The sequence below is a fragment of the Burkholderia sp. BCC1208 genome, from assembly GCF_902833095.1.
Classification (GTDB): Bacteria; Pseudomonadota; Gammaproteobacteria; order Burkholderiales; family Burkholderiaceae; genus Burkholderia.
Map to the genome: position 1 here is coordinate 939,707 of NZ_CADFDY010000001.1, position 13,430 is coordinate 953,136.

At 65.9% G+C, this 13,430-nt stretch carries 10 protein-coding genes and 1 other RNA gene; 7 read left to right on the forward strand and 4 right to left on the reverse strand.

What is annotated here, in order from left to right; all coding sequences use genetic code 11:
• Window positions 1-7: 7 nt before the first annotated feature.
• Window positions 8-2,611: a DNA gyrase subunit A gene (gene gyrA, locus HWX09_RS04275; protein ID WP_027783860.1), complete on the reverse strand. Its 2,604-nt coding sequence runs from the start codon at window positions 2,609-2,611 to the stop codon at window positions 8-10.
• Window positions 2,612-3,121: 510 nt separating this feature from the next.
• On the opposite strand from gyrA, the gene ompA reads away from it, so the two are divergent.
• The 4 genes from ompA to ssrA all read left to right on the forward strand — a co-directional run bounded on the left by ompA (window position 3,122) and on the right by ssrA (window position 5,755).
• The gene (gene ompA / locus HWX09_RS04280; protein WP_006476579.1) at window positions 3,122-3,790 is read left to right on the forward strand and encodes an outer membrane protein OmpA; all 669 of its coding nucleotides are present in this window, start codon (window positions 3,122-3,124) and stop codon (window positions 3,788-3,790) included.
• Between the two features lie 153 nt (window positions 3,791-3,943).
• Entirely contained in the window at window positions 3,944-4,642 is a 699-nt protein-coding gene (gene ubiG, locus HWX09_RS04285; RefSeq protein WP_027783859.1) for a bifunctional 2-polyprenyl-6-hydroxyphenol methylase/3-demethylubiquinol 3-O-methyltransferase UbiG, read from the forward strand.
• A 13-nt stretch (window positions 4,643-4,655) separates the two neighbouring features.
• Window positions 4,656-5,369 carry a phosphoglycolate phosphatase gene (gene gph / locus HWX09_RS04290; RefSeq protein WP_027783858.1) on the forward strand — a complete coding sequence of 238 codons (714 nt, stop codon included), beginning with the start codon at window positions 4,656-4,658 and terminating at the stop codon, window positions 5,367-5,369.
• A 16-nt stretch (window positions 5,370-5,385) separates the two neighbouring features.
• Window positions 5,386-5,755, forward strand: a transfer-messenger RNA (tmRNA) gene (gene ssrA / locus HWX09_RS04295).
• A gap of 301 nt (window positions 5,756-6,056) precedes the next feature.
• On the opposite strand, the gene HWX09_RS04300 is transcribed toward ssrA, so the two are convergent.
• The 3 genes from HWX09_RS04300 to HWX09_RS04310 all read right to left on the reverse strand — a co-directional run bounded on the left by HWX09_RS04300 (window position 6,057) and on the right by HWX09_RS04310 (window position 8,247).
• Window positions 6,057-6,410 carry a DUF4148 domain-containing protein gene (locus tag HWX09_RS04300; protein WP_027783857.1) on the reverse strand — a complete coding sequence of 118 codons (354 nt, stop codon included), beginning with the start codon at window positions 6,408-6,410 and terminating at the stop codon, window positions 6,057-6,059.
• Between the two features lie 359 nt (window positions 6,411-6,769).
• Entirely contained in the window at window positions 6,770-7,039 is a 270-nt protein-coding gene (locus tag HWX09_RS04305) for a hypothetical protein (protein WP_027783856.1), read from the reverse strand.
• 101 nt (window positions 7,040-7,140) lie between these two features.
• The gene (locus HWX09_RS04310; protein WP_027783855.1) at window positions 7,141-8,247 is read right to left on the reverse strand and encodes a substrate-binding domain-containing protein; all 1,107 of its coding nucleotides are present in this window, start codon (window positions 8,245-8,247) and stop codon (window positions 7,141-7,143) included.
• A gap of 132 nt (window positions 8,248-8,379) precedes the next feature.
• Between HWX09_RS04310 and HWX09_RS04315 the strand changes: the two genes are divergently transcribed.
• The 3 genes from HWX09_RS04315 to fdhF are packed head-to-tail and all read left to right on the forward strand — an operon-like array spanning window position 8,380 to window position 13,426.
• The gene (locus tag HWX09_RS04315; RefSeq protein WP_027783854.1) at window positions 8,380-8,883 is read left to right on the forward strand and encodes an NAD(P)H-dependent oxidoreductase subunit E; all 504 of its coding nucleotides are present in this window, start codon (window positions 8,380-8,382) and stop codon (window positions 8,881-8,883) included.
• On the forward strand, window positions 8,880-10,457 hold the full coding sequence (locus HWX09_RS04320) for a formate dehydrogenase beta subunit (protein ID WP_027783853.1): 1,578 nt from the start codon (window positions 8,880-8,882) through the stop codon (window positions 10,455-10,457). The genes HWX09_RS04315 and HWX09_RS04320 overlap by 4 nt, the downstream gene beginning before the upstream one ends.
• A gap of 17 nt (window positions 10,458-10,474) precedes the next feature.
• The gene (gene fdhF, locus HWX09_RS04325; RefSeq protein ID WP_027783852.1) at window positions 10,475-13,426 is read left to right on the forward strand and encodes a formate dehydrogenase subunit alpha; all 2,952 of its coding nucleotides are present in this window, start codon (window positions 10,475-10,477) and stop codon (window positions 13,424-13,426) included.
• Window positions 13,427-13,430 lie beyond the last annotated feature (4 nt).

Below are 13,430 nucleotides of genomic sequence, written 5' to 3' on the forward strand. Positions count from 1 at the left end.
CCGTTCTTCAGGCTTCGCCGTCCGACGCCTCGTCGGCTTCGCCCTCTCCCTCTTCGGCCTCCGCGACCTGCTGCAGGCCAGAGAGCTTGGTACCCTCATCGAGACTGATGAGTGTAACACCTTGCGTGGCGCGCCCCATCTCGCGTATCTCGGAAACACGGGTGCGAATCAACACACCAGCCGTGGTGATCAGCATGATCTGATCCTCGGCGTCGACGAGCGTGGCAGCCACGACCTTGCCGTTGCGCTCGGACGTCTGGATCGCGATCATGCCCTTCGTGCCGCGGCCGTGACGCGTGTACTCGGTGATCGGCGTGCGCTTGCCGTAGCCGTTCTCGGTCGCGGTGAGCACGGTCTGCTCCTCGCTGCCCGCGACCAGCATCGCGATGACCTGCTGCCCCTCCTCGAGCTGCATGCCGCGCACGCCGCGCGCCTCGCGCCCCATCGGACGCACGTCGTTCTCGTCGAAACGCACGGCCTTGCCGGAGTCGGAGAACAGCATCACGTCGTGCGCGCCGTCGGTGATCGACGCACCGATCAGGTAATCGCCATCGTCGAGGCCGACCGCGATGATGCCCTTCTTCAGCGGGCGGCTGAATGCCTCGAGCGGCGTCTTCTTCACGGTGCCGAGCGACGTCGCCATGAAGATGAACTTGTCGGCCGAGAATTCCTTGACCGGCAGCACGACGTTGATCTTCTCGCCTTCCTGCAGCGGGAACATGTTGACGATCGGGCGGCCTCGCGAGTTGCGCGAGCCCTGCGGCACTTCATAGACCTTGACCCAGTACACGCGGCCGCGGTTCGAGAAGCAGAGGATGTAGTCGTGCGTGTTCGCGATGAAGAGCGTCTCGATCCAGTCGTCTTCCTTCATCTGCGTGGCCTGCTTGCCACGACCGCCGCGCTTCTGCGCGCGGTACTCGGACAGCGGCTGCGACTTCACGTAGCCCGCATGCGACATCGTGACGACCATGTCCTGCGGCGTGATCAGATCCTCGGTGTTCAGCTCGGTCGCGTTCAGCTCGATCTTCGAGCGGCGCGCGTCGCCGAACTCGGCCTTCACCGAGGTCAGCTCCTCGCCGATCATCGTCGTGATCCGCTCGGGGCGCGCGAGGATGTCCAGCAGGTCGGCGATCTGTGCCATCACTTCGCGGTACTCGCCGATGATCTTGTCCTGCTCGAGGCCGGTCAGGCGCTGCAGACGCATCTGCAGGATTTCCTGCGCCTGCGTGTCGGACAGACGGTACAGCCCGTCGGTCTGCATCCCGAACGCCGGGTTCAGGCCTTCCGGACGGTACGCGGAACGGCCGCCGGCCGCCGCGTTCTCGCTCTCGGCGCGCGTCAGCATCTCGCGCACGAGCGACGAATCCCATGGCTTCGCCATCAATTCCTGCTTCGCGATCGGCGGCGTCGGCGCGGCCTTGATGATCGCGATGAACTCGTCGATGTTCGCGAGCGCGACCGCGAGACCTTCGAGCACGTGGCCGCGTTCGCGGGCCTTGCGCAGTTCGTAGATCGTGCGGCGCGTCAGCACTTCGCGTCGATGCGACAGGAAGCACTGCAGGATTTCCTTCAGGTTCAGCAGCTTCGGCTGGCCGTCGACGAGCGCGACCATGTTCATGCCGAACGTGTCCTGAAGCTGCGTCGCCTTGTACAGGTTGTTCAGCACCACTTCCGGCACTTCGCCGCGCTTGAGCTCGATCACGACGCGCATGCCGCTCTTGTCGGACTCGTCGCGGATGTCGGAAATGCCTTCGAGCTTCTTCTCGTTGACGAGCTCGGCGATCCGCTCGAGCAGCGAGCGCTTGTTCACCTGGTACGGCAGCTCGTCGACGATGATCGCCATCCGCTGGCCGCGGTCGATCTCCTCGAAGTGCGTGGCCGCGCGCATCACGACGCGGCCGCGCCCGGTGCGGTAGCCGTCGCGCACGCCGGCGACGCCGTAGATGATGCCGGCCGTCGGGAAGTCCGGCGCCGGGATGATCTCGATCAGCTCGTCGATCGTCGCCTCCGGGTTGCCGAGCAGATGCTGGCACGCGTCGACGACTTCGTTCAGGTTGTGCGGCGGGATGTTGGTCGCCATGCCGACCGCGATGCCGGACGAGCCGTTGATCAGCAGGTTCGGAATACGCGACGGCAGGACCGACGGCTGCGTTTCGTTGCCGTCGTAGTTCGGCTCGAAATCGACCGTTTCCTTGTCGATGTCGGCGAGCAGTTCGTGACCGATCTTCGCCATGCGAATTTCGGTGTAACGCATCGCCGCGGCATTGTCGCCGTCGATCGAGCCGAAGTTGCCCTGCCCGTCGATCAGCATGTAGCGCAGCGAGAAGTCCTGCGCCATCCGCACGATCGTGTCGTAGACCGCGGTATCGCCGTGAGGGTGATATTTACCGATCACGTCACCGACGATACGCGCCGATTTCTTGTACGCGCGGTTCCAGTCGTTGTTCAGTTCGTGCATCGCGAACAATACGCGTCGGTGCACGGGCTTCAGGCCATCGCGGACATCCGGAAGGGCACGTCCGACGATCACGCTCATCGCGTAATCGAGATACGAACGGCGCATTTCCTCCTCGAGGGAGGTGGGCAGGGTCTCTTTGGCGAATTGATCCATGTATCCGTATCGTTTCGGAGCGAAGACGGCGAACGCCTTTCGCGTGGGCGCTGCAAGCGCAACGCAACGCGAGATTCTAACATGCGCCCATCAGCCGCCAATCCGCTCCCCCTCTATATGTGAACAGCAAAAATCGCGGCCGCGGCGAATCGGCCGAAATCGCACGCGATCCCATCCGCCCTCCTTCATGCGCGCGAGTAAACGACGGCGTGCATTTCGTGCGATTTCCCGGCCACGCTCTTGACAATTTCTAAAAGTTACGGCAGGGCGGTGTTGCGCATGCACCACAAAGTTGAAGCGATCTTGGGGTGGGGAGGATTTTTTTTCGTAGGAAGGGAACGATATGGCAAAATGCCAACGCACTGAAAGTTAGACGCTGCTCGAAGTCTACACAGAGCGGTGCCGCGTTTTTTGTGCCGCACCAATGTTATACTTCGAGCAATGTATGACTTGTCACCGTCAACAGGCTCGCAGTAAACCTGCGGTAATCTCAATTTCGAGAGGAGAAATATGAATAAACTTTCAAAGCTCGCGTTCATTGCAGCTACCGCAGTTATGGCTGCATCCGCTTCGGCACAGTCGGTGCCGGCGTCGCGTCAAGCCGTCAATGACAACTGGGTGAACGGCACGGGCGAATGGGTGTGGATGAACGGCACGAACGAGCTCTGCTGGCGTGACGCGTTCTGGACGCCGGCCACCGCCAACGCCAAGTGCGATGGCGCACTGGTCGCCCAGGCACCGCAGCCGCCGGTCGCTCCGGTCGCTCCGGCCATCACGAGCCAGAAGATCACGTATCAAGCCGACGCACTGTTCGACTTCGACAAGGCAACGCTCAAGCCGCTGGGCAAGCAAAAGCTGGACGAACTGGCTTCGAAGATCGAAGGCATGAACACGGAAGTGGTCGTCGCAACGGGCTACACGGACCGTATCGGTTCGGACAAGTACAACGACCGTCTGTCGCTGCGCCGCGCGCAAGCCGTGAAGTCGTACCTGGTCAGCAAGGGTGTGCCGGCCAACAAGATCTACACGGAAGGCAAGGGCAAGCGCAACCCGGTTACGACTGGCTGCAACCAGAAGAACCGCAAGCAACTCATCGCCTGCCTCGCACCGGATCGCCGCGTGGAAGTCGAAGTGGTTGGTACGCAGCAAGTGCAGAAGACGACCGTTCCGGCAAACTAAGCCGCGGTTCTCGACTGCTTCAAAGCCCCGCCCCGGCGGGGCTTTTTCATTGACGCGCCGTCCAGGCGCTCGCTGGCCTCGCCGTCCGCCCGCTTATATACTCGGGGCTGACGCACCGAAGCATCGCCCTCCTCTCGTAGCCCGTTTGCCGACATGACCAACGCCGATCCGCACGAACTCCAGAAATTCAGCGACCTCGCCCACCGGTGGTGGGATCCGAATGCCGAATTCAAACCGCTGCACGACCTGAACCCGGTCCGGCTCGGCTGGATCGACGCGCATGCGCACCTGGCCGGCAAGCGCGCACTCGACATCGGCTGCGGCGGCGGCATCCTGTCCGAATCGATGGCCGGGCTCGGCGCCCAGGTGAAAGGCATCGACCTGTCGACCGAAGCGCTCGGCGTTGCCGACCTGCACAGCCTCGAAAGCGGCATTTCGGTCGATTACGAGGCGATCGCCGCCGAAGCGATCGCCGCGCGCGAACCGGGCACCTACGACGTCGTCACGTGCATGGAAATGCTCGAGCACGTGCCGTCGCCCGGCGACATCGTGGCCGCGTGCGCGACGCTCGTGAAGCCGGGCGGCTGGGTGTTCTTCTCGACGCTGAACCGCAACCTGAAGTCTTACCTGTTCGCGGTGATCGGCGCGGAATACATCGCACAAATGCTGCCGAAGGGCACGCACGATTACGCGCGCTTCATCCGCCCGTCGGAACTGGCTAGCTTCGTGCGTGCAACGGATCTGCACATCGTCGAGCTCAAGGGCATCACGTATCACCCGATCGGCAAGCGCTTCGCGCTGTCGAACGACACCGACATCAACTACCTCGTCGCGTGCCGCCGCGGCGCGTGACCTTCCGACCGGCATGACGACTCCCCTTTCGACCGCGCGGATCCCAGACGAACCGCGCCTGCTGCACTGCGATGCGGTCCTGTTCGATCTGGACGGCACGCTCGCCGACACGGCACCCGATCTCGCGGCAGCCGTCAACAAGATGCAGCGCGAGCGCGGCCTGCCCGAAACGTCGCTCGACGTGTTGCGGCCGCTGGCCTCGGCGGGCGCCCGCGGCCTGCTCGGCGGCGCGTTCGGCATCGATCCGCACACGCCCGGCTACGAAGCGATGCGCGACGAATTTCTGGTCAACTACGCGACCGATCTCTGCGTGCAGACGACGCTGTTTCCCGGCATCGGCGACGTGCTCGACGAACTCGATGCGCGCGGCGTGCGCTGGGGCATCGTCACGAACAAGGCGATGCGGCTCACGGCGCCGCTCGTCGAGCTGCTCGGTCTCGCGCCGCGCGCCGCCTGCGTCGTCGGGGGCGACACAACGCCGCACTCGAAGCCGCATCCGGCCCCACTGCTGCATGCGGCCGGCCAGTTGACGCTCGCGCCCGCGCGCATCGTCTACGTCGGCGACGACCTGCGCGACATTCAGGCCGGCAGCGCCGCCGGCATGGCCACCGTGGCAGCCGCGTACGGCTATTGCGGCGACGGCATCGCGCCGGCCGACTGGCAGGCCCAGCACCTCGTCGACACGACGCAGGAACTGCGGGACCTGCTGCGCGATGTTGGGCTATAATGGTCGATCTTACCGCGGGGGCGACCTGGTTTCGACAGGGGTTGTGAAGCGGCTAGGGCATGTCGAGGACCCGTCACCTCGTTAATCAATGGGAAAATCGTAACTGCAAACGACGAAACGTTCGCACTGGCAGCCTAAGGGCCGCCGTCCTCTGCCTAGTTCACTGACGGGCTAGTGTCGCAAGACCGGTAGCAATACCGCCAGAGGTCATTTACGTCAGTTAAGCTCTGTCGGCGTCGCGACGCCAGGGTCGAAAATCTAGCGAATCGCCGTAGTGCAGCGTGTTCGTCCGCGTCGCTGCGGTTAAATCAAAAGACTGGACTAAACATGTAGAACTAGTCGTGGAGCGCTTCTGGACGCGGGTTCGATTCCCGCCGCCTCCACCAAATTCCGCGCTCGTCGCACGAACCCCGCATGACGCAAGTCTGCGGGGTTTTTTGTTGCCGGCGAAACGCACGCCCGGCGCCTTCCGAAAAAGCGCCCAGCCACGGATGGGTCGTGCGGAATGCCGCCGATGTTCGGCGGCAGGAGGTGACGGATGTTCTGCTACGCGCGCTCCATCCGTGACGGATGTTCGGCCGCGCCCGCGCCATCATCGGCTGCGCCGGGCAGCGACCGGCCCGACGGCTGGCGTCGGGCACGACGCAGCGCAGCGCCCGCGCCGGCCCACACCGGGCGATATGCGGCTTAGCTGCCGCGATACAGCGACTTCATTTCTTCCGCGCTGGCCGGGCGCACGCCCATTGCGCGCGAACCCGACGCCGATGCGCCCTGTGCCTGCGCACCGTAGCCGCTGGCGTCGGCGCCTTGAGCTTGCGCCAACGCACTGCGCTGCTGCTCCGCGATACGGGCCGTTGCGGCCTGGATCGCTTCCGGATAGTGCGGATCTTCGCCGCGGGCGGAGTTGTAACCGGCCTGCTGGAGTTGAACCAGTTCGGCACGGACCTGCGCTCGCGTGATCGTCGAACCCGACTGGGCGAACGAAACGACCGGAGCAACGAGAGCGGCAGCAACGACAACGGCTTGAACGAGCGACTTCATGATGACCTACCTCCAGATTTGTCTGATTCGGCGGTGAACACCCTTGATCAGCGCCGACAAATCGAAGTTTATGTAGGTGGATGCTTAAGAATAAGGCAGGTTTCAGGAAGACATCCTTCCTGATTTACGGGTTAACCCTAGATTTCTGTCGGGACGGGAATGCGGGCGAACGGCCGCTTCGCCCGTCCCGTCTTGCGTGAAGAGCCGCCGAAAAGCACGAGCCCCGCGAAGCGGGAGGCTTCGCGGGGCTCGAATAGAGGTGCGGAATCAGACGGAACGTCTGCTGCAGTCCGTCAGTTGCTCAAACCGCCGCACAAAAGGCAAGCGCCCCACCCGGGCGCAGACATGCCGCCGGCCCGTTACCGGGTATCCAGCGGGCACTTCAGGTTGCAGCCGTTCGGATCGCCCAGATCACCCTTGCGACGCAATGCCGACTTCTTGCCGCTCTGGTATTTCTCCGACGGCGTCGATGCCGCGAACGGCATCTGCGGATGTTCGTTCAGGCGGAACTGTTCGCTCAGGATGCCGCCGGGCACCCCCGGGGAATTCTGCGCGAACGCAAACGGCGAAGCGACGGCCAGCAGCCCCGCGGTCAACGCTGCCGCGGCAAGGGGAACGGAAAATTTCATGGCGGGATGACGCCTGAACGGCGTGCTTGTTGGAACGTTGATCAAGCGGCAAGCGTAGCGCAATTCCCCCACTGCTGCAGCGCGGCGCGATCGCATCTTCGTTACCGGGAATTGCCGTCCGGGCCGCTCGCGTCGTCGCTGCCGGCCAGCCCGGTCGCGATGCGCTCCAGCGCGCCGCACGCGGCCGGATCGTAGCCGTCGAGATGCGCGACGCGCTCGACGAAGCGTGCGTCACGCAGGAGTGCCAGCACATCGGCGAGCGGCCGCACATCGAGCCGAGCGCGTTCGCATGCGAAGTAATAGTCCTCGTCGACGACCGGGATGAAGTCGAGCCCGAAATGATGGGCGGCCGGCTCGACGCCGAAACCGAGATCGGCCATTCCGCTCGCGACGAACGCCGCGATCGCCGAATGCGTGAGTTCGGCCGACGCATAGCCGTCGATACGCTCCGGATCGATGCCGATCGCGCGCAATGCGAGATCCAGCAACATGCGCGTGCCCGATCCCGGCTGGCGGTTGACGAAGCGGATGTCGTTGCGTGCCAGATCCGCCAGCCCGCGTACCTGCTTCGGGTTGCCGCGCGGGACGAACAGCCCCTGCTGGCGGCGCGTCAGGTGGATCAGCACGTGGCGCGTGTCGTCGAGCCACGGCCGGTAGATTTGCGCGCACTGCGCGCGAAACGCGCCGCGCGGCAAATGGAAGCCGGCGAGGTCGCATTCGCCGCGCGCGAGCGCCTGCACGGCCTCGACGCTCTCGCGATACTTGATGTCGACGGCCGCCTGCGCATCGACGAGCGCGGAAACGAGCGTCGCGACCGCGTAACCGTGCGACGCATGGATGCGCACGGCGCCGTCGCGCTGCGCGAGCCGCCGGTTCAGTTCACTGGCCACCTCGGCCGCCAGCGTGCGCAGGTTCCCGTCGAGGCGGCTGCGCGCCAGACGCTGCGCATCGACGACCGCCTGCCCGAGCGCCGACAACGTCGACCCCTTGCCGCGCGCGGTTTCGATCAATTCCCCGCCGATGCACGACTCCAGCGCGCGCAGCATGCCCCACGCGTGCCGGTACGACAGCCCCTTGGCTTGCGCGGCCTGCGCGATGCTGCCCGTATCGGCCACGAGCTCCAGCAGCGGAGCGACGTCGGAGAGGCTGGCCGAACGGCCTTCCGTGTCGCGTACGGTCAGATACGCGTCGCATTCGATTCGAATCAATTATGCACTCCGATTTCCTATTGCGACCACGAAATCTTCCGCTTATCGTTGGTCAAAATCAATCAGAACGAAGTCCCACGTGCGCACTATATGAATTTCGAGCGCATATGAGACTTTGGAGGAGCATAACCGATGTCCCCGAATTCCCCTGCGCCCGATGCGCTCGTCGAGCGCCATGCGCGCGCCGGCCGGTCGCTCGTCGCGATCCTGCACGCGATCCAGGACGACGCGGGCTACGTGCCGCAGGGCTGCGTCGCGCCGCTCGCCAAAGCGCTGAACCTGTCGCGCGCGGAAGTGCACGGCGTCCTGACCTACTACCATCATTTCCGCACCGCGCCGCCCGCCCGCGTGACGATCCAGATGTGCCGCGCCGAAGCGTGCCGCAGCATGGGCTGCGAAACGCTCGCCGCCCACGCGGAAGCCCGCACGGGCTGCCGGTTCGACGCCGCGCACGGCGATGCCGCCGCCGCAACCCACACGCCGGACGACGTCGCGCTCGAATCGGTTTACTGCCTCGGGCTGTGCGCGCAATCGCCGTCGATGACGGTCAACGGGGTGCTCCACGCAAAGGTCACGCCGGAGAAGTTCGACGCACTGCTGGCCGACGCGGTCGCCCACACGCCGGAGGCCGCATGACGACCCGCATCTACGTACCGCGCGATTCGTCCGCGCTGGCACTCGGCGCCGACGCGCTCGCCGCCGCGATCATGGCCGAGGCCGAACGGCGCGGCGTCGCGATCGAGATGGTTCGCAACGGTTCGCGCGGGCTGCTGTGGCTCGAGCCGCTCGTCGAAGTCGGAACGGCCGCGGGCCGCGTCGGCTATGCCAACCTGTCGGCCGCCGACGTGCCGGCCCTGTTCGACGCCAACTGGCTCGAAGGCGGCACGCATCCGAGCGGCGTCGGCCTCGTCGACGCGCTGCCCTATCTGGCGCGCCAGCAGCGGCTCACGTTCGCGCGCATCGGCCTGACCGATCCGTTGTCGATCGACGACTACCTGCAACACGACGGCCTCGCCGGCCTGAAGAACGCACTGGCGCTCGACGGCGACGCCGCATGCGAAGCGCTGATCGAGTCGGGGCTGCGCGGCCGCGGTGGCGCGGCGTTCCCGGCCGGCATCAAGTGGCGTACCGTGCGGCAAGCACGCGCCGCGCAGAAATACATCGTCTGCAACGCGGACGAAGGCGATTCGGGCACGTTCTCCGACCGCCTGCTGATGGAATGCGATCCGTACTGCCTGATCGAAGGGATGATCATCGCCGGTATCGCCACCGGCGCGACGGTCGGCTACATCTACGTACGCAGCGAATACCCGCACGCGATCGCCGTGCTCGAAGCCGCGATCGTCCGCGCGCGTGAAGCCGGCTGGCTCGGCGAACACGTGCTCGGCTCCCCGCATGCGTTCGAGCTGCACGTCGCGAAAGGCGCGGGCTCGTACGTCTGCGGCGAGGAAACGGCGCTGCTCGAATCGCTCGAGGGCAAGCGCGGCGTCGTGCGCGCGAAGCCGCCGCTGCCCGCGCTCGCCGGCCTGTTCGGCCAGCCGACCGTGATCAACAACGTGATCACGCTCGCGACGGCGCCGGTGATCTTCGCGCGCGGCGCCGCGTTCTATCGCGACTACGGGATGGGCCGCTCGCGCGGCACGCTGCCGTTCCAGCTGGCAGGCAACATCCGTTACGGCGGCCTCGTCGAGCTCGCGTTCGGCGTCACGCTGCGCGAGCTGCTGTTCGACTTCGGCGGCGGCACGGCCAGTGGCCGGCCTGCGCGCGCCGCGCAGGTCGGCGGCCCGCTCGGCACCTACCTGCCCGACCACCAGTGGGACGTGCCGCTCGACTACGAGGCGTACACGGCGATCGGCGCGGTCGTCGGCCACGGCGGCATCGTGCTGCACGACGACACGTCGAATCTCGCCGAGCTGGCCGAATACGCGATGAAGTTCTGCGCGATCGAATCGTGCGGCAAGTGCACGCCGTGCCGGATCGGTTCGACGCGCGGCGTCGAGACGATCGCGCGCATTCGCCACGGCGATACATCGGAGCGGCAGGTCACGCTGTTGCGCGACCTGTGCGACACGATGTTGGCCGGTTCGCTGTGCGCGATGGGCGGGATGACGCCGTACCCGGTGCTGTCCGCGCTCGATCATTTCCCCGAAGATTTCGGACTCGCCGCGGGCAAGGATGCCGCGTCGGGCCCGGTCAAGGCTGCGGCCTGACCCAGAAGGAGCCCTGCATGTCCCTCGACACGAACAACGTCCGCCAAGGCGGCTGCGGCTCGGGCCAATGCGCGTGCAAGAGCGCCGCACAGGCGCGCGCCCGCGATCCGTTCGACGATACCGACTACGGCACACCTCAACGGTATGCCGATACCGACGTCACGCTCGAAATCGACGGCCAGCCGGTCACGGTGCCGGCCGGCACGTCGGTGATGCGCGCGGCGATCGAAGCCGGCGTCAACGTCCCGAAGCTCTGCGCGACCGATTCGCTCGAACCGTTCGGCTCGTGCCGGCTGTGCCTCGTCGAGATCGAGGGCCGGCGCGGCTATCCGGCGTCGTGCACGACGCCGGCCGAAGCCGGCATGAAGGTGCGCACGCAGTCGGACCGGCTGCAGTCGCTGCGCCGCAACGTGATGGAGCTGTACATCTCCGACCACCCGCTCGACTGCCTCACCTGCCCGGCCAACGGCGACTGCGAGCTGCAGGACATGGCGGGCGTGGTCGGCCTGCGCGAAGTGCGCTACGGTTTCGACGGCGCGAATCACCTGAAGGACACCAAGGACGAATCGAACCCGTACTTCACCTACGACCCGTCGAAATGCATCGTCTGTAACCGCTGCGTGCGCGCCTGCGAGGAAACGCAGGGCACGTTCGCGCTGACGATCACCGCGCGCGGCTTCGAATCACGCGTCGCCGCGGGCGAAAGCGAATCGTTCATGGCGTCGGAGTGCGTGTCGTGCGGCGCCTGCGTCGCCGCATGCCCGACGGCCACGCTGCAGGAAAAATCCGTCGTGCAGCTCGGGCAGGCCGAACACTCGGTCGTCACGACCTGCGCATACTGCGGCGTCGGCTGCTCGTTCAAGGCGGAGATGAAGGGCACGCAGGTCGTGCGCATGACGCCGCACAAGAACGGTCTCGCGAACGAAGGCCACGCATGCGTGAAGGGGCGCTTCGCGTGGGGCTATGCGACGCACAAGGACCGCATCACGAAGCCGATGATCCGCGAGAAGATCACCGACCCGTGGCGCGAAGTGAGCTGGGACGAAGCCCTCACCTACGCGGCGACGCAATTCCGCAAGCTGCAGCAGAAGTACGGCCGCGATTCGATCGGCGGCATCACGTCGTCGCGCTGCACGAACGAGGAAACCTATCTCGTGCAGAAGCTCGTGCGCGCCGCGTTCGGCAACAACAACGTCGATACCTGCGCACGCGTGTGCCACTCGCCGACCGGCTATGGCCTCAAGACGACGCTCGGCGAATCGGCCGGCACGCAGACGTTCGCATCGGTCGGCCAGGCCGACGTGATCGTCGTGATGGGCGCGAACCCGACCGAGGGCCACCCGGTGTTCGGCTCGCGGCTGAAGCGGCGCGTTCGCGAAGGCGCGAAGCTGATCGTGATCGACCCGCGCCGCATCGAGGTCGTCGACGGCCCGCACGTGAAGGCCACGCACCATCTGCAGCTGCGTCCGGGCACCAACGTCGCGATCGTCAATGCACTGGCGCACGTGATCGTCACCGAAGGGCTGGTGGCCGACGCATTCGTCGCCGAGCGCTGCGAGACGCGCGCGTTCGAGCAATGGCGCGACTTCGTCGCGCAGGCCGACAATTCGCCCGAGGCGACAGCGGACGTGACGGGCGTGCCGGCCGAGCTGGTCCGCGAGGCCGCGCGCCTGTACGCGACGGGCGGCAACGCCGCGATCTATTACGGGCTGGGCGTCACCGAACACGCTCAGGGCTCGACGACGGTGATGGGCATCGCGAATCTCGCGATGGCGACCGGCAACGTCGGCCGCGAAGGCGTCGGCGTCAATCCGCTGCGCGGCCAGAACAACGTGCAGGGTTCGTGCGACATGGGCTCGTTCCCGCACGAACTGCCCGGCTACCGCCACATCGGCGACGAAGTCGTGCGCGCGCAGTTCGAGCAGGCGTGGTCGGCCACGCTGCAGCCGGAGCCCGGACTGCGCATCCCGAACATGTTCGACGCTGCGCTCGACGGCAGCTTCAAGGGGCTTTACTGCCAGGGCGAGGACATCGTCCAGTCGGACCCGAACACGCAGCATGTCGCGGCCGCGCTGTCGGCGATGGAATGCATCGTCGTGCAGGACATCTTCCTGAACGAAACCGCGAAATACGCGCACGTGCTGCTGCCGGGCTCGACGTTCCTCGAGAAGGACGGCACGTTCACGAACGCGGAACGCCGGATCTCGCGCGTGCGCAAGGTGATGCCGCCGCTCGCGGGCTACGCGGACTGGGAAGTCACGCTGCTGCTGTCGCAGGCACTCGGCTACGACATGCATTACACGCATCCGTCGGAAATCATGGACGAGATCGCGCGGCTCACGCCGACCTTCTCGGGCGTGTCGTACGACAAGCTCGACGCGCTCGGCAGCATCCAGTGGCCGTGCAACGAACAGGCGCCCGAAGGCACGCCGACCATGCACATCGACACGTTCGTGCGCGGCAAGGGGCGGTTCGTGATCACGAAGTTCATTCCGACGCAGGAGAAGGTCACGCAGCGCTATCCGCTGATCCTGACGACGGGCCGCATCCTGTCGCAATACAACGTCGGCGCGCAGACGCGCCGGACCGAAAACGTCCGGTGGCACGAGGAGGATCGCCTCGAGATCCATCCGCACGACGCACAGGATCGCGGGATCCGCTCCGGCGACTGGGTCGGCATCGAATCGCGCGCGGGGCAGACGGTGCTGCGCGCGCTCGTGACGGAGCGCATGCAGCCGGGCGTCGTGTACACCACGTTCCACTTTCCCGAATCGGGCGCGAACGTGATCACGACGGACAGCTCCGACTGGGCGACGAACTGCCCCGAATACAAGGTGACGGCCGTGCAGGTGATGCCGGTTGCGCAGCCGTCCGACTGGCAGCGCGCGTATGCGCGCTTCAACTCGGAGCAGCTCGACCTGCTCGAGCGCCGCGCCGCCGCGCCAGCCGCCGTGACGACAGGCAAGTGAGGCC

What these genes read in the sequence shown, in the direction of transcription:
- gyrA (WP_027783860.1), bottom strand. Translation starts at nt 2,611, where the DNA reads ATGGATCAATTCGCCAAAGAGACCCTGCCCACCTCCCTCGAGGAGGAA.
- ompA (WP_006476579.1), top strand. Translation starts at nt 3,122, where the DNA reads ATGAATAAACTTTCAAAGCTCGCGTTCATTGCAGCTACCGCAGTTATG.
- ubiG (WP_027783859.1), top strand. Translation starts at nt 3,944, where the DNA reads ATGACCAACGCCGATCCGCACGAACTCCAGAAATTCAGCGACCTCGCC.
- gph (WP_027783858.1), top strand. Translation starts at nt 4,656, where the DNA reads ATGACGACTCCCCTTTCGACCGCGCGGATCCCAGACGAACCGCGCCTG.
- HWX09_RS04300 (WP_027783857.1), bottom strand. Translation starts at nt 6,410, where the DNA reads ATGAAGTCGCTCGTTCAAGCCGTTGTCGTTGCTGCCGCTCTCGTTGCT.
- HWX09_RS04305 (WP_027783856.1), bottom strand. Translation starts at nt 7,039, where the DNA reads ATGAAATTTTCCGTTCCCCTTGCCGCGGCAGCGTTGACCGCGGGGCTG.
- HWX09_RS04315 (WP_027783854.1), top strand. Translation starts at nt 8,380, where the DNA reads ATGTCCCCGAATTCCCCTGCGCCCGATGCGCTCGTCGAGCGCCATGCG.
- HWX09_RS04320 (WP_027783853.1), top strand. Translation starts at nt 8,880, where the DNA reads ATGACGACCCGCATCTACGTACCGCGCGATTCGTCCGCGCTGGCACTC.
- fdhF (WP_027783852.1), top strand. Translation starts at nt 10,475, where the DNA reads ATGTCCCTCGACACGAACAACGTCCGCCAAGGCGGCTGCGGCTCGGGC.